The sequence below is a fragment of the Lachnoclostridium phytofermentans ISDg genome, assembly GCF_000018685.1.
Lineage (GTDB): Bacteria > Bacillota > Clostridia > Lachnospirales > Lachnospiraceae > Lachnoclostridium > Lachnoclostridium phytofermentans.
Window position 1 is genome coordinate 375,916 of sequence record NC_010001.1, and the last position, 19,036, is coordinate 394,951.

At 33.6% G+C, this 19,036-nt stretch carries 18 protein-coding genes; all 18 read left to right on the forward strand.

Annotation, left to right across the window (positions count from 1 at the left end):
- The first annotated feature begins 21 nt into the window (after positions 1-21).
- The 18 genes from CPHY_RS01605 to fliB all read left to right on the forward strand — a co-directional run bounded on the left by CPHY_RS01605 (position 22) and on the right by fliB (position 19,020).
- The gene (locus CPHY_RS01605; RefSeq protein ID WP_012198329.1) at positions 22-1,050 is read left to right on the forward strand and encodes a glycosyltransferase family 2 protein; all 1,029 of its coding nucleotides are present in this window, start codon (positions 22-24) and stop codon (positions 1,048-1,050) included.
- 49 nt (positions 1,051-1,099) lie between these two features.
- Complete coding sequence (gene tagD, locus CPHY_RS01610) at positions 1,100-1,486, forward strand: glycerol-3-phosphate cytidylyltransferase (protein WP_012198330.1); 387 nt, start codon at positions 1,100-1,102, stop codon at positions 1,484-1,486.
- A gap of 177 nt (positions 1,487-1,663) precedes the next feature.
- Positions 1,664-2,836 (forward strand): CDP-glycerol glycerophosphotransferase family protein, encoded by a 1,173-nt coding sequence (locus CPHY_RS01615; RefSeq protein ID WP_012198331.1) that lies wholly within the window; start codon positions 1,664-1,666, stop codon positions 2,834-2,836.
- 465 nt (positions 2,837-3,301) lie between these two features.
- The gene (locus CPHY_RS01620; RefSeq protein ID WP_012198332.1) at positions 3,302-4,561 is read left to right on the forward strand and encodes a diaminopimelate decarboxylase; all 1,260 of its coding nucleotides are present in this window, start codon (positions 3,302-3,304) and stop codon (positions 4,559-4,561) included.
- 556 nt (positions 4,562-5,117) lie between these two features.
- Entirely contained in the window at positions 5,118-5,390 is a 273-nt protein-coding gene (flgM, locus tag CPHY_RS01625) for a flagellar biosynthesis anti-sigma factor FlgM (protein ID WP_012198333.1), read from the forward strand.
- 51 nt (positions 5,391-5,441) lie between these two features.
- The gene (locus CPHY_RS01630; protein ID WP_012198334.1) at positions 5,442-5,957 is read left to right on the forward strand and encodes a flagellar protein FlgN; all 516 of its coding nucleotides are present in this window, start codon (positions 5,442-5,444) and stop codon (positions 5,955-5,957) included.
- A 45-nt stretch (positions 5,958-6,002) separates the two neighbouring features.
- On the forward strand, positions 6,003-7,865 hold the full coding sequence (gene flgK, locus CPHY_RS01635; RefSeq protein WP_012198335.1) for a flagellar hook-associated protein FlgK: 1,863 nt from the start codon (positions 6,003-6,005) through the stop codon (positions 7,863-7,865).
- A gap of 91 nt (positions 7,866-7,956) precedes the next feature.
- Entirely contained in the window at positions 7,957-9,798 is a 1,842-nt protein-coding gene (gene flgK, locus CPHY_RS01640; RefSeq protein ID WP_012198336.1) for a flagellar hook-associated protein FlgK, read from the forward strand.
- 69 nt (positions 9,799-9,867) lie between these two features.
- On the forward strand, positions 9,868-11,400 hold the full coding sequence (gene flgL, locus CPHY_RS20480) for a flagellar hook-associated protein FlgL (RefSeq protein ID WP_049762278.1): 1,533 nt from the start codon (positions 9,868-9,870) through the stop codon (positions 11,398-11,400).
- 111 nt (positions 11,401-11,511) lie between these two features.
- A complete protein-coding gene (gene fliW, locus CPHY_RS01650; RefSeq protein WP_012198338.1) occupies positions 11,512-11,982 on the forward strand; it encodes a flagellar assembly protein FliW in 471 nt (156 codons plus the stop codon).
- Complete coding sequence (csrA, locus tag CPHY_RS01655) at positions 11,976-12,194, forward strand: carbon storage regulator CsrA (RefSeq protein ID WP_012198339.1); 219 nt, start codon at positions 11,976-11,978, stop codon at positions 12,192-12,194. Before fliW ends, csrA begins: the two co-directional genes overlap by 7 nt.
- Before the next feature lie 289 nt (positions 12,195-12,483).
- Positions 12,484-12,972 carry a hypothetical protein gene (locus CPHY_RS01660; protein ID WP_012198340.1) on the forward strand — a complete coding sequence of 163 codons (489 nt, stop codon included), beginning with the start codon at positions 12,484-12,486 and terminating at the stop codon, positions 12,970-12,972.
- A 215-nt stretch (positions 12,973-13,187) separates the two neighbouring features.
- Positions 13,188-13,562 (forward strand): flagellar protein FlaG, encoded by a 375-nt coding sequence (locus CPHY_RS01665; protein WP_012198341.1) that lies wholly within the window; start codon positions 13,188-13,190, stop codon positions 13,560-13,562.
- Between the two features lie 14 nt (positions 13,563-13,576).
- Positions 13,577-15,652 (forward strand): flagellar filament capping protein FliD, encoded by a 2,076-nt coding sequence (fliD, locus tag CPHY_RS01670; RefSeq protein WP_012198342.1) that lies wholly within the window; start codon positions 13,577-13,579, stop codon positions 15,650-15,652.
- Positions 15,653-15,680: 28 nt separating this feature from the next.
- Positions 15,681-16,061, forward strand: a complete 381-nt coding sequence (gene fliS / locus CPHY_RS01675; protein WP_012198343.1) for a flagellar export chaperone FliS — start codon at positions 15,681-15,683, stop codon at positions 16,059-16,061.
- A 144-nt stretch (positions 16,062-16,205) separates the two neighbouring features.
- Entirely contained in the window at positions 16,206-16,676 is a 471-nt protein-coding gene (locus tag CPHY_RS01680; protein ID WP_012198344.1) for a hypothetical protein, read from the forward strand.
- Positions 16,677-16,844: 168 nt separating this feature from the next.
- Complete coding sequence (locus CPHY_RS01685) at positions 16,845-17,681, forward strand: flagellin N-terminal helical domain-containing protein (protein ID WP_012198345.1); 837 nt, start codon at positions 16,845-16,847, stop codon at positions 17,679-17,681.
- Between the two features lie 178 nt (positions 17,682-17,859).
- Entirely contained in the window at positions 17,860-19,020 is a 1,161-nt protein-coding gene (gene fliB, locus CPHY_RS01690) for a flagellin lysine-N-methylase (RefSeq protein ID WP_012198346.1), read from the forward strand.
- The last annotated feature ends 16 nt before the right edge of the window (positions 19,021-19,036 follow it).

Below are 19,036 nucleotides of genomic sequence, written 5' to 3' on the forward strand. Positions count from 1 at the left end.
ATAGATTCTTGGAGGAAAGCTATGAAACGGTTAACGGCGGTTGTACCTTGTTTTAATGAAGAAGAAGTTCTTCCGATGTTTTATGAGGAAATCATGAATGTTGCAGAATGTTTGAAGAATGAAGTTGAATTCGAGGTATTGTTTGTTAATGATGGTTCCACCGATGGAACGTTACAGGAAATCCGAAAATTAAGAGAGAGAGACAAGCGGGTAAAGCTTGTCTCCTTCTCGCGTAATTTTGGTAAAGAAGCGGCAATGTACGCTGGCCTTGAACATTCAACCGGTGATTTCGTAGCTATCTTGGATGCTGATTTGCAGCATCCACCTAAGATGTTAATTGAGATGTATCATGGAATTGTCTTGGAAGGATACGATAGTGTAGCAGCAAAGCGTGTCACCAGAGATGGAGAACCAAAGATCCGCTCTTTTTTCTCTAAAAAATTCTATAATATCTTATGTAAGTTAAGTAAAATAGAGATTGTCGAAGGTTCTGTAGATTATCGTCTTATGACGAGACAGATGGTGAAAGCTGTTCTATCCATGAGTGAAAGGAATCGTTTTACGAAAGGAATCTTTGGATGGGTAGGTTTTCATACCAAATGGATTGCTTATGAGAATGTAGAGAGGGCAGCAGGGCAAACCAAGTGGTCGTTCTGGAAATTATTTAAATACTCTCTGGAAGGAATTATAGGATTTTCAACAGCACCTCTTGCGATATCATCTATACTTGGACTTGCTTTTTGTGGGTTTTCCGTTTTGGCTATCATTTATATTGTTATAAAAACAATAATATGGGGTGATCCAACAAGTGGTTGGCCATCCTTAGCTTGTATTATCTTGATGGTAGGCGGTATCCAATTATTCTGTATGGGTATTTTGGGACAATATATGGGTAAAACTTATATTGAGGTAAAAAATCGCCCAATATATCTAGCAAGCCTTGTAGAGACAGAGGAAGAGCAAGACGATAGGATGTCGGAAGCTAATCAAAAGCAAGATGAGATGTTGCCAGAAACTATATCAAAAGCAACAAATAAGGAAATAACGTAAGATGATAATAAACGACAAGATTAGGGCTTAGAAAGGAAGGGCAAATAAAATGAAAAAAGTAATTACCTACGGTACTTACGATTTATTACATGTTGGGCATATTAATTTGCTAAGAAGAGCGAAAGAATATGGAGATTATCTCATTGTAGTATTATCTTCGGATGAATTTAACGCAATAAAGCATAAGACCGCTTATCATTGCTATGAAGATAGAAAAACAATTCTGGAAGCAATTCAATATGTAGATGAAGTAATACCAGAATATAATTGGGAACAAAAAATCAAGGATGTTGTAGATAATAATGTAGATGTATTTGTTATGGGAGATGACTGGAAGGGGCAATTTGACTTTTTAAAAGATTATTGTGAAGTCGTATATCTACCAAGAACAGAAGGGATTTCAACATCAAAGATTAAGAATGATTTGCATAAGTAATAATGTTAGACTCAGTTTCAAAAGGTAGTACAAAAATAAAATTATAAGTAAAAAAGAAAAGCTTTGGCTAGTAAGATTACTTAGATGGTATCATTTTGAGATAGAGCATCAAATGTTAACCACATTAGTAGTGGGTTTAAATGTGCGTGTAGATAACGCACAGGAATAGGAGTGTTAATGCTACGAAAAATCATGAAAAAAGGGATATTGGCTATATACAGAATCCTAAGATTTTTACCACTCCAAAAGAGAACCATATGCTTTATGAGTAACTTAGGTAGAAGTTATGGTGGAAATCCAAAAAGTATTTACGAAGAAATGGTAAGGGAAGGACTCGATAAGGAGTTTCGTTGCATTTTTTTCCTTGAGGATACGAATGCGCCAATTCCTGGTAGGGTATGGAAAGTAAAGCTTTCTCGTTTTCGCTATTATTATTTCTTGGCTGTAGCCGGTATCTGGGTGAGTGATACAAGATTTCCGAACTACATAAAAAAACGAAAGGGTGTTACCTACCTACAAACATGGCATGGTACACCTTTAAAAAAGTTAGCCTTGGACATGACGTCATTAGTGATGGCTGGTGAGGAAACCTTAGAACAATATAAAGAAGAATTTAAGAAAAACTCTGCAACATGGGACTATCTTATTTCTCAGAATCCATTTTCTACGGAAACCTTTAGAAGAGCATTTGACTTTCAAGGAGAAATATTAGAATATGGATATCCAAGAAATGATGTCTTATTTCAAAAAAATAATTCTTATGATATTGATCAGATAAAGAAGAAACTAAATATACCTAGAGATAAAAAGATAATTCTTTATGCACCAACATGGCGAGATAATGAATACCACGATAAAGCAAACTATAAATTTAATGCTCCACTTGATTACAATTATTTATATGAGCAATTAAAAGATGAGTATGTGATATTGTTAAAGTATCATTATATGGTAAGAGAGAAGCTTCCGTTGGAGCAATACCGAGGATTTTACATGGTAGTGGAACAAGAGATTGATATTTCAGAATTATATCTTGTATCGGATATGTTAATTACAGATTATTCTTCTGTTATGTTTGATTATAGTCTTTTATATCGCCCAATACTTTTTTATGTATATGATTTAAAGGAATATGAGGATAATCTTCGAGGCTTTTATTTTGATTTTGTAGAGGAGGCTCCTGGACCATTATTTACTTCATCAAGAGAACTTGTTTCTATGGTAAAGAATTATTATCCAGAAGACTATGCTGACAAATATAAAGCGTTCTGTGATAAATATCATACATTTGAGAATGGAAATGCAGCGAAACGTACGGTTAGACTTCTATCAGAAAAGGGAATGAAGTAATTGCATGAGCTAAGATAGAAATTAATAGTATATAGAATGATTTTAATAAATAGAAAGAAGGGAGCTGTTGTTATTGACAGTCCCTTCTTTCTGTTTATCAAGTATGGACTGAGTTTTACGTTTTACAAAAGAGCAGTATAGGAAAGCTGACTTAAAATGAAGTTCGCGAAGTTACTTCCTTATACAATAATTCGTAAAATGAATAGTAGATATCAATATAATCTATTTTACATATGATGAGAAGGTATCTATAATGATACTAAGTAGCATGTGATATGATGTGATATAAATAATATAAATTTTCTATAAATTTGATAGAAGAATACAAGATTAAGTGATATGCTGCAGGTTAGTATAGTTCCTAGATGTTAGTATAAAATTAGATGATTTAGATATAAGTTTGTTTTTAGGATATTTGTCAATAGTCTTAAGAGATGCTATATATGCGCAGAAATGAGGATAAAGATGAAAAAACCGTTTGTCACGCTTGAAAAAGTGAATGAAATTGTTAATACACATAGTACACCGTTTTATATTTATGATGAAAAAGGAATCAGAGAGAATGCTAGAAAATTAAAAGAAGCATTTTCATGGAATAAAGGGTTTAAAGAGTATTTTGCAGTTAAGGCAACACCAAACCCATTTATATTACAGATTTTAAAGGAAGAAGGTTGTGGTAGCGACTGTTCTTCTGAGACAGAGCTTATGATATCGGAAGCTGTTGGAATTACTGGAAGTGAAATAATGTTTTCCTCCAATAATACACCGGAAGGTGAATTTACAAAGGCTAAAGAGTTAGGTGCTATTATCAATTTAGATGATTATACCCATATTGACTTCTTAAAGGAAGAGTGTGGAATACCTGAAACCATTTGTTGTCGATATAATCCAGGTGGTGTATATGAAGTAAGCAATGGTATTATGGATAATCCAGGAGATGCAAAGTATGGTTTTACAAAGCAACAGCTCATTGACGGATATAAGAAATTAATGGAGTTAGGTGCGAAAAACTTTGGTATCCACTCCTTCTTAGTAAGTAATACTGTTACCAATGATTATTACCCGGCCTTAGCAAGAACATTATTTGAACTTGCAGTGGAGTTGAAAAATGAAACCAATGCAAATATTACATTTATAAACCTATCCGGTGGAATAGGAATACCTTATTTACCAGAGGAAAAGGGAAATGACATCATGGTAATTGGCGAGGGTGTTCGTAAGGCTTATGAAGAAATCTTGGTACCAAATGGTCTTGGTGATGTTGCTATTTTTACAGAACTAGGACGATATATGCTAGCTCCATATGCTCACCTTGTAACAAAAGCAATCCATGAGAAGCATATCTATAAAGAGTACCTAGGTGTAGATGCGTGTGCAGTTAACTTAATGAGACCAGCGATGTACGGAGCTTATCACCATATTACGGTGCTTGGTAAAGAGGAGACTCCACTTGACACCATGTATGATGTGGTAGGTTCCCTATGTGAGAATAACGATAAGTTTGCTATTGATCGTATGTTACCTAAGGTTGACATGGGGGATTATCTTGTAATTCATGATACTGGTGCTCATGGTTTTGCTATGGGTTATAATTATAATGGTAAATTAAAATCTGCGGAACTCTTATTAAAGGAGGATGATTCGGTACAATTAATCCGAAGAGCAGAAACTCCAGAGGATTATTTCGCAACTTTTGATTTTTGCGATATCTTGAAACAAAAATAAGGGGCGGTTAAATGTAATATACTAAAGGAATAAAAATCATGTTCCGATAATCGAATTTACGATGCAAAAAATGCACCTTTTATCAGAATCTGCTTCGCATCTTCTGAAAGGTATTATTAGTGGTTATAAGATTTTTGTTGGACTTAATGACAACAAAAATCTTGTAACCATTTTTAGTTCAATAAGAAATAAATAAGATTCTAGCAGACCTTGTCGAATTATTGATAGAAACTAAAAATTACCGTTATTTCCTTTATTAGCCCTAATGTAAAGATTAAATTAGTACGATATAATAGCTGTTAATAAGATATAAGGCACACCATAAACAAAAGAAATTAGGAAAAATAAAAAAAATTATTTAATCTTCCTAATATAAAATAAAAAGGATAACTACAAAAGAAACTAGGCATATAGAATAAGAATAAAGCAATAAAATTATTTCTACTTAGTATAAAGTAAAAGAGAAAACATCCGATAAATAAGGTAGTTGAAGTTATTTATTGAAACCAAGAGCGTGTTTCAATAATCAAGAATTTTTAGTTAGGCGGTGAGTTGTATGCGTATTGATGCATTAAGTAAAATTAATCAACTTTATCAGACAAACGATACAAGAAAAGTATCCAAAACACAGAATGGAAATAAAAAGGACAGTGTGGAAATCTCTCAGATGGGTAAGGATTTTCAGATAGCAAAGCAAGCAGTGTCTTCGGCACCGGATATACGTCAGGAAAAGGTAGACGAAATAAAGAAAAAACTTGCGTCGGGTAATTATGAGATTAACCTTGAGGAGTTAGCTGATAAGATGATAAACGACTTCTTTGAAGAATAGTGGTTATCACAGAAAGAAGCTTGTAGCTACAGGTAGATCGGAGGTAATTCATTGGCAAGCCTGATACAGGAATTAATAACAACGCTTCGCGAAGAGGAACAACTTTATCAAGAGATGATTCCGATTGCAGCGAAAAAAACCAGAGTAATTATAGACAATGACCTCGCTTCCTTGCAGCAAATAACAGAAGAAGAGCAAGTTACTGTAGAAAAAGTAAATGCTCTGGAGCGCAAGAGAGAAGAGGTTATTGTAAACATTGGAACAGTGATAAATCGAAAGTCAGATACATTGACTATGAAAACGATTATCACGCTATTAGAGAATCAGCCAGAGGAGCAAAAAGAATTATCATTAATCCACGATTCTCTAACAACTACAATTAATCAATTAGTAGAACTAAATCATAAAAATAAATCTTTAATTCAACAGTCCCTAGAGATGATTGAATTCAATATGAATTTAATTCAGAGTACACGGATGTCACCGGGGAGCACCAATTATACCAAAGGCGCATCTCAGCTTGAGATGCCAGCTGCGCAGACAGGGATGTTTGATGCGAAGCAATAGGTAGAGATATAGCAAAGAAATGATGCAAAAGAGAGGTGAGATTCCATGAGCTTAATGAGTAGCTTATATGTAGGTGTATCTGGATTACAAGTCAGTCAAAATGGTCTGAATACCACAGGACATAATCTTGCAAACGTAGAAACGGAAGGTTATGTTAGACAGCAAACGGTATTACAGACATCTCAATATCGAACAATAGGACAATCGTATATTTCCCCAATGCAATTAGGCCTTGGAGCAGAAACAGCTGCTGTTCGTCAGGTTAGAGATATCTTTTTAGATAAATCTTATCGACAAGAGCTTGGGCGTCGAGGGTTCTATGATTCTCAGTATGAAACAGTATCCGAGATTGAAAACTTAATGGGTGAGCTTGAGGGCGTTGCGTTCCAGGATTCTATTGCTGACTTTTGGAAAAACTTACAAGAACTCGCGAAAGAACCGGATAGTTTAGTAAAGAGAGCTTCACTTGTAGAAACAAGTGTCGGCTTTGTTGAACGCTCTGAGAATTTATTCAAACAGCTTCGGGACTATCAATTAAATTTAAATTTAAAAATAACGAATACGATCTCTCGTATTAATGAAATTGGAGATCAAATCTCGAGTTTAAATGATAGAATTTGTGCTTATGAAAGCAATCGAGTAGAGCACGCGAACGACTTAAGAGACACGAGAAATAAATTATTAGATGAGTTGTCTCAAATGATTACCATTACATATCGTGAAAATGCAGATGGTAGAGTTACTGTAAATGCGGAAGGAGTTCCATTTGTAACAGAAGATCTTACACATCATATGGGGAGCATGACAGTAACACAAATCAGACAACGACAGCTTGACGAGGATGAATTTAATTCAACCGGTATGATGGAAAATTCGGATATGTTAATTCCGATTTGGCCAACGTATGGTAATGTAGAAGTATTCAATCGTGATTTGATACCAAATCCAGTAGATAATTCTGATATTGGTTCTTTAAAAGGCTTGATTTTAGCGAGAGGAACAAAAGTAGCAAAAGCTACGGATATTCCGATCGCACCTAATAAAGATAATTACTTGGACGAGTTTGGCGACTTAAAGGAAGATGAATATAATCTTGCATTAAAAGATTATAAAGAGGCTGTTAAGACATACAACAAAACAATAGAACCATCCATTGTTATGTCAACTCAGGCACAGTACGATCAGTTAATCCATGGTATTGTAACAAAGATTAATGACATCTTATGCCCTAACAAAGAAGTAGTTATCGCAGCAGGAACTACGATTCAACTTTCAAATGGTGATACGTATACTTACGATAAGGATACGGTAATTAAGATTTTTGATGATGAGAATGCTCCAATTGGAATCAATGGTGAAGGTGGTACGGAGTTATTTAGTCGTAAATCCATGCCTCGTTATATGGATTACCAAGAGATTACTTTGGCTAATGGGGATACCATTCTTGCTAAGATTTACAATGAGGAAGACGAGGCAAACAATTATTCCTTGTATACGGTTGGTGAACTGGTAGTAAATCAGGAGATGATTGAGGATAAGTCAAAGATTCCATTAAGCCAGAGTTCTAACACTGGAGATTATGATATCAAGACTACGGAGAGATTATTAAAAGCATGGCAGGAACCATTTGCAACCCTTTCTCCAAATACATTAACAAAATCAAACATTAATGATTATTACAATGCATTAATCGGAGGTATAGCAACTACCGGTGAGCGTTATCATACGATTGTTAAGAGTCAGGAAGGTATGGTAACAAGCATTGACAATCAGCGTCAATCAGTTCTTGGAGTAGCCTCTGACGATGAACTTACAAGTTTAATTAAATTCCAACATGCGTATAACGCAGCTGCTAGATATATAAACGTAATAGATCAAATGCTTGAGCATATTGTAACGAGAATATAGCTTATTAGAAGTTTGATTTTTAACTTCTAATAAAAGGTGTGTAGTATGCACCGTAAATATAACTTTAAGATAACAAGGGAGAGGTGAGTAAATGCCATCTACATTTTTTGGACTTTCCATAGGAAATAGTGGATTATATGCTTCGCAGGCAGGTTTAAATACCACTGCGCATAATATAGCAAATATTGAAACAGAGGGTTTCTCAAGACAAGTGGCAAAACAACAAGCTGGAACAGCTCTTCGAGTAAATAGTTCCTATGGTATGGTTGGTACTGGTGTTGATATCAAGGGTGTAACTCAGATACGTGACTCGTACTATGATTTGAAATATATGAAGAATAACACAATGTATGGAGCGTACTCCACCAAAGAGTATTATTTAACCTCCATTGAGAATTATTTTAATGAAGTTAAGTTGGAAGGGTTTTTGACTAATTTTGATAATATGTACAATAGCCTCCAGGAATTGAGTAAGCAACCAGAGGACTTAACCGTACGTACTCAGGTTACTAATATGGCTCAAAGTACCTGTGATTATGTAAATTCGCTTTCAACTAGCTTAAGCCGCTTACAGGAAGAATGTAATTTTGAGATTAAAAATCAAGTAGAACGCGTGAACTCCTTGGCACAACAGATTGCTATTGTTACGAAGCAAATCAACACGATTGAAGTTAATGGTGGTACCGCAAATGACCTTAGGGATCAACGTGCCTTAATGGTGGACGAATTATCCGGATTTGCAACGGTAAGTGTCAATGAGCGAATTGTTGGAGATAATGTCGGAGTTACGAGTTATACCGTTAAATTAGATGGTCAGACCTTGGTTGACAACTATGAGGCGAACCAATTAAAAGTCGTTCCAAGAGATACCAAAGTAAATCAGTTGGATGCGACAGGACTATTTAATGTTTGCTGGAGTAATGGACAACCCGTGGATCTTAATAGTCCAACCATGGGCGGAACGCTTAAAGCGTTGATTCAAGTACGTGATGGTAACAATAAGGAAGGTTATCAGGGAAAAGCAATAGCAAGTGCTGGTGATACAACAATTACAGTGACTTCAACGAATAAAAATAATGTAGAAGATTTAAACATTGCATCCAATGGTATTATTACAATAGGCAATAGAGAGTACCATTATAATGGATTTGCTGTTACAAAGGATGAAGATACAGGAGAATTTATCTACGAATTTTCCCTTGATGAACCAGTTAAAGTGGATGTGAATGAAGAAACTGCCCATATCGGAAAACAGGTTGATTATAAAGGAATCCCGTACTATATGGCACAGCTCAATAAATTTGCTAGAACCTATGCCAAAGCATTTAATGATGTACATAAATCAGGACAGGATTTAAATGGCGACCAGGGCTTAGATTTCTTTAATGGTGTTGACGTGGTAACAGGTAAGAACTTTATCTTTGATAAGTCACCTTCAGATGAAGGAAATGGTTATTTATTTACCTCTAAGACAGGGGCTTATGCTGGAGATTATGCGGATGAACCGAATTTTGCGTCATATTATTTGCTCACTGCCGATACCTTTGGGGTTACAAAGGCAGTTTATTCGGACCCTAAAAAGTTGGCGACTGCATCTTCAATTGAAAATGGTGTTGCTAACGCTGATAATGTTCAGAAGTTACTAGCATTAAAAGATGACGTTAGAATGTTTGGTCAAGGAAAACCAGCTCAATTTTTCCAAACTCTAGTAGCAGAGATTGGCATTGATGCGAAACAAGCAAGTAATTTTGCAGAAAACCAAATGAATATTTTATCAGCAGTTCAGAATCAGAGATTATCCATCAGTGGTGTAGATCAAGAAGAAGAGGCTATGAACTTAGTGCGTTACCAAAAAGCCTATAACTTATCTGCTAAGGTAATTTCTATTATGGATCAGATTTATGATAGACTCATTAATTATATGGGTGCATAATACGGAGTTAGAAACACAAATTTGTGCTGTTGCCCAAATTTGCAGGATTGCAACAGAATGGAGGTTAGTATGAGAATTACAAATAAAATGATGACAAACAATGTTCTTTATAATATTAACAATAATAAGAACAGTTTGTCCAAAACAGAACAACAATACTCCACCGGTAAGAAGATACAGCGTCCTTCAGAAGACCCTATCGTTGCAGTACGTGCGTTGAAACTTCGTACCAATCTTACAGAACTAAATCAATATTATGAAAAGAATATTCCAGATGCCCTAGCGTGGATGGATTTGACAGAAAGTTCTTTAAGTAACATTAATGAGATTCTAACGAAGATACACACATATTGCGTGAATGGTGCTAATGATACCTTAACGGAAGAGGATAGAAACAGTCTTGCAGTTAATTTAAATCAATTAAAGGACCAGATTTATCAAGAAGGCAATACAAACTATGCAGGGAGATATGTTTTTAGTGGATATAAGACGGATTCTAGTTTAGTTTTTTCTGAAAATACATCAAAATATAATTATTTATTAACAGAAAGATTAAGCGGAGCTAACTTAGATGTCATTCAAAAATCGATTAATTCCTTTGATCTATCTTCTTATAATCCAAATGCACCATGGGATACTAGTTTTGATGAAAAACCGAATTATATCACGGCACACCGTTTAAGATTAGCATATAACAATCTCAAAAACTTGGACGATGGACAATTAAAGATTGAGATTGCCGACCAAGATTCCGATGGTAATGTAATTCTTGACGGTGATGGAAATAGAACGTATACTGAATATAGTGGTATTATCGAATCGAGGTTATCAACAGATGAAGACGCGTATACTCCGCCAGATGGAACTATTTATTTTCTAGCTGATACTGGTGAATTGATTTTACCAGAGGATGTATATCAAGATTTCCGTGATAAGGTTGATATTAAGGTTTCTTACGAGAAGAATTCTTTTGTGAAGAATGATTTAAAACCTGAACATTATTTTGATTGCGTACAAACTGATTTAACAAGCGATGATCTTGTAGAGCGTAACTTTACAAAACAGAACCAGGAAATCCGTTATGAGATAAACTTTAGTCAATCAATGGTGGTGAATACGCAAGGTAGTGATGCAATCACTCACAATATAGGAAGAACCATTGATGATATTATTTTTGCGGTAAACAGTGTTATTGCAGTTGATAAAAAGATCTCTGAAGTTAATAAGATGTTAGCAAGCGGAAATATTACTGAAGAGCAAAAAACAACATTAAATCAGGCTTTAGAAGTATTAACGGCTGAGAAGATTCTAAAAGATGAGGTAATGCAAAAAACATTTGGAAGTGCCCTCTCAGGAATAAAAGAACAGCAAAATATTATCAATGTTGCAGTTTCTGATTTAGGTAGCCGATCTGTTAGAATACAGCTTACAGAAAGTCGTTTATCGATGGAACAAGTTGATTTTGAGGATCTACTCTCAAAGAATGAGGATGCAGATATAGTAGATACGATAATCAAAATGAAATCACAGGAATCTGTATATAATGCTTCTTTATCTGCTGCTGCTAAGATTGTAAAGAATTCGTTATTAGACTTCCTATAAAATAGATAGGAAACTCATTCTTAAGAATTCGCTGTTAGATTTCCTATAGGAAAAAAGATAAATACCATCTTAAAAAAGGATAGGTAGTAATGGCAGAAAGGAAGTGTACTTATGGTAATAGCAACAAAACACTTTGGTGAAATAGAGTTAGAAGAAGATAAAATATTAACCTTTGATCACGGGATATTTGGATTTGAGGATTGCAAACGATATACCATTCTATACGATGGAGAAGATGAGAATAGCAGTGTTATCTCCTGGTTACAAAGTTTGGATGAGGTATCCCTTGCGTTACCAATTATTCAACCTAGCCATGTTATTGATCAGTATAATCCAGTAATAGAGGATGAGCTGTTGGTGTCTTTAGGTGATATCAAAGAGGAAAATATCGTTGTTTTCTTAACATTAACAGTACCTTCCGACTTAACTAAAATGACTACAAATCTGAAAGCTCCATTTATAATTAATACTGCAAATAAGAAGGGCTGCCAGGTTGTAGTAGAAGACCCTATGTTTGTAGTTAAGTATCCTGTATATGAAAAATTTCAAAACAGGGCCAAGAAGGAGGATGGAGAATGCTAGCTTTATCAAGAAAATTAAACGAATCCATCATGCTTGGCAATGATATTGAAATTACCATTTTAGAAATCAAAGGTGATCAAGTAAAAATAGGAATTAAAGCACCAAAATCGGTTCCGATTTATCGAAAGGAAATATATCTTCAGATTCAAGAATCCAATAAGGAGGCTATTGACGGAGGCGTTTCCTTAGAAGCAATAAGTAAGTTATTTTAATAAATTATTCGTAACAAGAAAAGCATTAGAAGTTGCTTTTTCCATGATACGAAAGTTCATTTAAGTAATTATGGTTTATCTTAAATTGTTTATTAATATAGGATTTGATCCATAGAATCCTTAATATATGGGAGGGGCTTTGACGGTAAGGTAGTACCAGTCATAGCCCCGTTTTGTTACAAAAAGAAATTTGATTAACTTTAAAATTACAAAATAGATAATTTGTGTTGGAACATAAAATAGCAATCATTATAAAAAAGGCACGAAAGCGCTAGAATTGAGGTATTGCGTGGAAAAAAATGAAACAATTAAAACTTATTTATGTGCGTTGATTATAAGTTTAGAAAAGAAAGAACAAGTACTAATTAAACTAATATCAATAACAAAAAAACAAAAGATAGCATTAGAAGCTCAACCTCCTAATTTAGAGGAATTTAAATTAGAAGTATCAAATAAAGAAGTATTAATAAAAGAAATTAATGAATTGGATATTCAATTTGAATCATTGTTTCATAAAGTTAAAGCCTATGTTCCGGATGTTGCAACTGATTACGCTTTAGAAATTAAAAAAATGCAGGAGATGGTTCCAAGAGTTGTTGAACTTGGGGTTACTCTACGAGGTTTAGAACAGCAGAATAAAATGAAATTAGAGCTTATATCTACAACCAGGGCGAAAGAAGTAGTAAATGTGAAAAAGAGTAGTAAATCTGTTGCAGAGTGCTATAGAGCGATTCATAATTTAAAAGACAATAAGACGTGGTTAGATCAAAAGAAGTAATTTGTAACTAATGAAATAGAAAAAATCCATGTAGCCACCTTAAGTGTTTTTTGATAAAGGTGTGCTGACATCTATGCATTAATGATCAAACTGTAAGGTTTCATGGATATTTTTTTAATAACTCTTTACTAAAATGAAAAGGTGACGATATATACATAAGACAGAGTATATTTGCATAAAAAGGATATTTATATAATTCACATGGAGGTGGAGTTATGGAAATTAAGTCCATAAATGGAATAGCAAATTACGCAGAGTCACCGGTAGCAACCCCTACGGTAGGGAAAACGGGAACTGCAGCAGTATCACCAATTCAGAAAAAAGCACCAGCGGAAGCCATGGATTTGCCGAACAATAAACAAACGAATGAGCAACAAATAAAGTCAGCTGTAGATAAAGCCAATCAGGCAATGAAACATACACAAACAAGATGTGAGTTTTCTTACCATGAACCTACAAAGAGCATATCTATTAAGATAATAGATGAGCAGACAGATGAGATACTTCGAGAGGTTCCACCAGAGAAGGTCCTTGACATGATAGAAAAGATGTGGGAGATGGCTGGATTACTTGTAGATGAAAAAAGATAAGGAGGTACAAGGATATGCCAATACGTTTATCAGGATTAGCATCTAATATGGATACGGATTCTATTATAAAAGAGCTTATGAAAGCTCAAGGCTTAAAGAAAACAAAGGTCGAAAATAAACTTACAAAATTAGAATGGACTAAAGATATCTGGAAAGATATGAACTCTAAGATTTATAAGTTCTATACGGGACCATTGTCAAAGCTAAAAACACAAGGTAGCTTCGCAACAAAAAAAGCTACCTCATCTAATGAGAGTAAGGTTACGGTAAAGGCAGGCACAGGAGCAGCTACTGGTTCTCATAATGTACAGGTGAATAAGCTTGCTAGTGCCCAATATGTAACAGGTTTTAAATTAGATAAAGATAAAAATGAGATTGAGGTAACCGGAAAAACTACACTAGAGGATCTTGGATTTGCAATTGATGACGGGAGCCAATCTACAGATGGAAGTAAAAATGAAATAGTTATTAAAATTAATAATTCCGGTAAAACTACAAATCTTTATGTAACAGCTGAGACCACCTTAAATGATCTTGTGAATGCATGTGCAAAAGCAGGGCTAAATGCTAGTTATGATAATACTCAGAAGAGGTTGTTTATTAGTACAAAAGAAAGTGGTATTGATAATTATTTTGAAATGACGACAGATACGGTAGTTGTTACAGCTGACAGAGAAGAAGTTCGTAATTTATTAGGATATCATAATGAAGGCACATCTGGTTCGGCAAGATTCCAAATGGATCAAACCATTGATACTTATACAGAATTATTAGCTATTACTGACAGAACAAAAGAGCAGCAGAAAGCTTTTGATGAAGCTGAAAAAAAATTAAAAGAGTATACGAAAAGTAACACTATAGCTGATGTACAAAAGGATTATGATTCATTAACAAGCAATGTCGAGAATATTAAATGTCCAGGTAAAATCGAGGAAGAAATTCGAGATAAATATAAAGACTTAACTAATCCTCCTCCTGAAGAAACAATATTAGCAGAAATCAATGAAGCTGTTGACTCGGAAAAAAGTAAGTACGTTAAATATAAGTTAGATGAATACGAAAAGATAAATTCGGGGGAACTGCCTAGTACTGTAACTAATCGATTTTATGATAATCAGACTAAAATGTTAGGTGCATTAAAATCAGCAGGCATTAAGGATGCTACTAATAAAATTGATAACAATAACTTAGATGATATAGGAATTGGAACTATTACCGTTACAGATAACGTTTGCTCAACTTCAATATCAGGTAATAAGGTATCTATTATAAGTTCAGATAATAGTGAAATCATTTATAATGGAGCTAAATTAGAGGGAACTTCAAATCAGGTGACCGTGAATGGTGTAACTTTTGAACTACACGGTGTAACTGGTGAAAATGAAAAAGTAACTTTGACAGTTGCGAATGATACCGACGCTGTATACGATATGGTTCGTAATTTTGTAAAAGGTTACAATGAACTCTTACAGGAGATGAATAAGTTATATAATGCAGACTCTGCAAGAGGTTTTAATCCTTTAACAGAAGATGAAAAAGGATCCATGACGGACAGCCAGATTGAAAAGTGGGAACAAAAAATCAAAGATTCCTTACTGCGCCGTGATGATAATTTAAGCGGTTTACTTTCTTCAATGAGAAGTAATATGGCAGGAAGCGTCACTGTGAATGGTAAGAATTTATCTTTATCAACGTTTGGAATAGTAACGGGGGTTTATACTGAAAAAGGACTTTTGCATATCAACGGAGATGGTGAGGATCCGATATACGGTGGTTACGAAGATAAGCTAAAAAAAGCATTGGAAGAGAATCCTGAAGATGTAATGGCGGTACTTAATAAGTTAGCGGACAACCTTTATCAAGATATGTCAAATAAGATGAAAGGTACTTCATTGAGGAGTGCACTGACGGTTTATAATGATAAGGAAATGGCTAAACTGGAAAAGAGTTATAAAAAAGATATAGCAACGTTAGAAAAGAAATTAAAAGAGGTAGAAAATCGTTACTATAAGCAGTTCACTGCAATGGAAACTGCTATGAGTAAACTAAATTCTCAATCTGGCCAACTATCTAGTATGTTAGGCTTGTAAAGATATAGATAAGTAGGAGGATTTTAAAATGGCTCAAAATGCAGCAAGTATATATCAAGGAACTAAGATAAATACTGCATCACCAGCAGAGCTAACGTTAATGCTTTATGAAGGTGCAATTAAGTTTTGCAACAAGGCATTATATGGTTTAGAACAAAATGATATTGCGAAAGTAAATGAAAATTTGTTGAAAGCTCAAAAAATTGTTACTGAGCTTAGATCTACTTTAGATTTTAAGCATCCGATAGCAAGAGAATTTGACACTGTTTATGATTACATTAATCGTAGATTAGTTGATGCTAATATTAAGAAAGATACTGAGATATTAGAAGAAGCTCTTGACTATATTCGTCAAATGAGGGATACATGGAAAGAAGTAATGAAAAAAAATAATATATATGTTCAGTAAATATCATGGAGCCGTTGTGATAAAGAGGTTTTACTTCTCCTTATCACAACGGCTATGGTTATTCATGACAAGGAAAAGCTCGCGTAGCGTCCTTTTCTTGAATTACAAGTATATTAATTTGTTATACTATGAGGAGGAGGCTTCATGAAAGTGGAAATACTTCTTAAACTTAAAGAAATGTTAAATAAGAAAAAAGAATGTCTACAAAATATTTTATATGTAGCCAAAGAACAAGATGAGATTACGTTTGCTAAGGAAAGCGATTTAGAAATTTTTGAAAAATATATTGACGAAAAAGAAGATTTGATATTAGCACTCTCTAAATTAAATCAAGAATATGAAGAATTTATAGAACAAATGGGTGAAGCTAGCTCTGATAACGCTGACAGTGATATGAAACAGCAAATCAATTTGATAAATCAGGAAATAATCTCACTTAGTAAAGAAATTCAAGTTTTAGAGGGAAAAAGTAAGGAAAAATTTGAGGCTTATGTTCAACAAGAGCGAGAGAAGATTAAAAATTTTCGTTTAAATAGTCAAATGGCTTCAAATTACTATAAGAGTATGAATGTTGGACAATTAGAAGATTCCTATTTTATGGATCAAAGAAAATAATAGTTTAAATAGGTTAAAAAAATTAAGAAAAATTATAAAATAATGCTATTAACTTTATTATGTTTTTATTCGATATATAGTGTAAGTAAAGCAAATGCTTTTACTAATAGGTGTTAAACAAAGAATCAGTGGCATGGATGCTGCTGAAAATTCAAGGAGGAAAAAATTATGATTATTCAACACAATATGACATCTGCAAATACTAGCAGACAGTTAGGTATTACAACAGGAAACTTAGCAAAATCCAGTGAGAAGTTATCTTCTGGTTACAGAATTAACCGTGCTGGTGATGATGCTGCTGGTCTTTCTATCTCTGAGAAGATGAGAGGACAGATCCGTGGTTTAGAGCAAGGTTCTACAAACGCTCAGGATGGTATCTCTTTAATTCAGACAGCTGAAGGTGCATTAAATGAAGTTCATAGTATTGTTCAGAGAATGCGTGAATTAACAGTTCAGGCTTCCAATGATACTTATGTAGATGAAGATCGTACATCTATCTCTAATGAGATGAAGCAGTTATCTAAAGAAATCGACAGAATTGGTACTGATACAGAGTTCAATACCCTAAAATTATTTGCAGCTGATAATACAAAGTATAATTTCCAGGTTGGCGCAAACAGCGATCAGCTCATCGAAGTTACTATGAAACAAATTTCCGCTGCTAAATTAGGTATTGATGATGCGAAAATAGCTGATATTGTTGGAACTGCTGGTAAAACTGGTACTGATATAACAAAATTAATCGATACTGTTAATAGCGGATTAACTATCGTTTCTGCATTTAGATCTGACTTAGGTGCTGTTCAAAATCGTCTTGAGCATACAATTGCTAACGCAGATAATACTGCTGAGAACTTACAGGCATCCGAATCTCGTATTCGTGATACTAATATGGCTAAAGAAATGGTTAAATACTCTAAAGACAATATCCTACAGCAGGCTGCTCAATCTATGCTTGCTCAGGCTAACCAGTCTACACAGGGTGTATTATCTTTATTAAGATAATTTAGTCGAATCATCATAGTTTAATACTTTTAATTAAAAAGAGGCTTATGTATTCATTGAATACATAAGTCTTTTTGTAAAATATGATTTTATTCTGTAATCATTATTTATTAATAATGATATTTGACGATATATTAAGTATGATATAATAAATAATGAACAAGAATGTGAGGTAATAATGAAAATACTAAAGCCATATTATTATGATAAGTTTACATGTATAGGTAATAAATGTCCGAATACATGTTGTAAAGGTTGGAGGATAACAGTTGATGATGCTACTTATAAAGCATATAAAGATGTGGAAGGAACCTTTGGCAAACAATTGATTCAAAATATTGATTGTGAGGGAAAAGTTAAAAAATTTATACTTGATAGTGATATGAAATGTCCTTTTTTGAATGATAATCTATTATGTGATATTTATATTAATCTTGGAGAGGAGTTTATGTGTCGTACTTGTAAAGTATATCCCAGAGTGATTAAAGTTCATGCGGATGTTATAGAACAAACTCTGACTCTTTCTTGTCCAGAAGTTTCAAGATTACTAATTAGTTCTAATAAGGTTATTGACTTTAAGCTGGAGGAAGAAACTCATTCAGTATTTAAATCTGCTAAAACGATGGACGATGCTTTATTGAGTTGTTTATTACATGTAAGAAGTCTTATAATAGATATAATGCAAAAAAGACATATTAAATTATATTATCGACAATTATTAATAATTATTATTGCTGATAAAGTACAAACTTCTTTAAATAAAAAAGACTATAATGAAGCTGAAGTAATCATTCAGCGCTTTTATCATGAGGATATTATAAATTTATATATAGAACAGTTTAAAAATATAAAAGAGAATAAAAAAGTAAAATTTGATTTTATTTCAAAATTATTAGAACAAATCATATCTTGCTTTTTAGATAAAGATAAATATATATCTCAATTGTACAAAAAATATTTAATTGACTCTGGGATGACTATAGAATCAATTTTGGGAAAATACGAAGAACAGTTTGATCAATATTACGAATCTCATCAGTATGTATATGAAAATTTTTACGTTCACACCATTTTTAGATACTGTCTTGATGCACTTGATGATGGGGATATTTCGAAACAAGTAGTATTAGCAAACATTGGATATATTATAATACATGTATTTGATATAATTTCTTGGATGGATAATAATAAAGAATTGTCAATAGACAATCAAAGCCTTATTATGGGAGGCTTTTCATTCGCTTTTGAACATAACCCAATAAAGTTTAATGCGTTAAACGAATTTCTAGAAAAAAATAATTTAAGTTCGTTAGCATTTCAAGCACTTATGTTAACATGATTTCATAGTGTTGCAG

Bases quoted from the DNA above. Each gene is read 5' to 3' on its own strand.
- CPHY_RS01605 (WP_012198329.1), top strand. From the start codon at position 22: ATGAAACGGTTAACGGCGGTTGTACCTTGTTTTAATGAAGAAGAAGTT.
- tagD (WP_012198330.1), top strand. From the start codon at position 1,100: ATGAAAAAAGTAATTACCTACGGTACTTACGATTTATTACATGTTGGG.
- CPHY_RS01615 (WP_012198331.1), top strand. From the start codon at position 1,664: ATGCTACGAAAAATCATGAAAAAAGGGATATTGGCTATATACAGAATC.
- CPHY_RS01620 (WP_012198332.1), top strand. From the start codon at position 3,302: ATGAAAAAACCGTTTGTCACGCTTGAAAAAGTGAATGAAATTGTTAAT.
- flgM (WP_012198333.1), top strand. From the start codon at position 5,118: ATGCGTATTGATGCATTAAGTAAAATTAATCAACTTTATCAGACAAAC.
- flgK (WP_012198335.1), top strand. From the start codon at position 6,003: ATGAGCTTAATGAGTAGCTTATATGTAGGTGTATCTGGATTACAAGTC.
- flgK (WP_012198336.1), top strand. From the start codon at position 7,957: ATGCCATCTACATTTTTTGGACTTTCCATAGGAAATAGTGGATTATAT.
- flgL (WP_049762278.1), top strand. From the start codon at position 9,868: ATGAGAATTACAAATAAAATGATGACAAACAATGTTCTTTATAATATT.
- fliW (WP_012198338.1), top strand. From the start codon at position 11,512: ATGGTAATAGCAACAAAACACTTTGGTGAAATAGAGTTAGAAGAAGAT.
- csrA (WP_012198339.1), top strand. From the start codon at position 11,976: ATGCTAGCTTTATCAAGAAAATTAAACGAATCCATCATGCTTGGCAAT.
- CPHY_RS01665 (WP_012198341.1), top strand. From the start codon at position 13,188: ATGGAAATTAAGTCCATAAATGGAATAGCAAATTACGCAGAGTCACCG.
- fliD (WP_012198342.1), top strand. From the start codon at position 13,577: ATGCCAATACGTTTATCAGGATTAGCATCTAATATGGATACGGATTCT.
- fliS (WP_012198343.1), top strand. From the start codon at position 15,681: ATGGCTCAAAATGCAGCAAGTATATATCAAGGAACTAAGATAAATACT.
- CPHY_RS01680 (WP_012198344.1), top strand. From the start codon at position 16,206: ATGAAAGTGGAAATACTTCTTAAACTTAAAGAAATGTTAAATAAGAAA.
- CPHY_RS01685 (WP_012198345.1), top strand. From the start codon at position 16,845: ATGATTATTCAACACAATATGACATCTGCAAATACTAGCAGACAGTTA.
- fliB (WP_012198346.1), top strand. From the start codon at position 17,860: ATGAAAATACTAAAGCCATATTATTATGATAAGTTTACATGTATAGGT.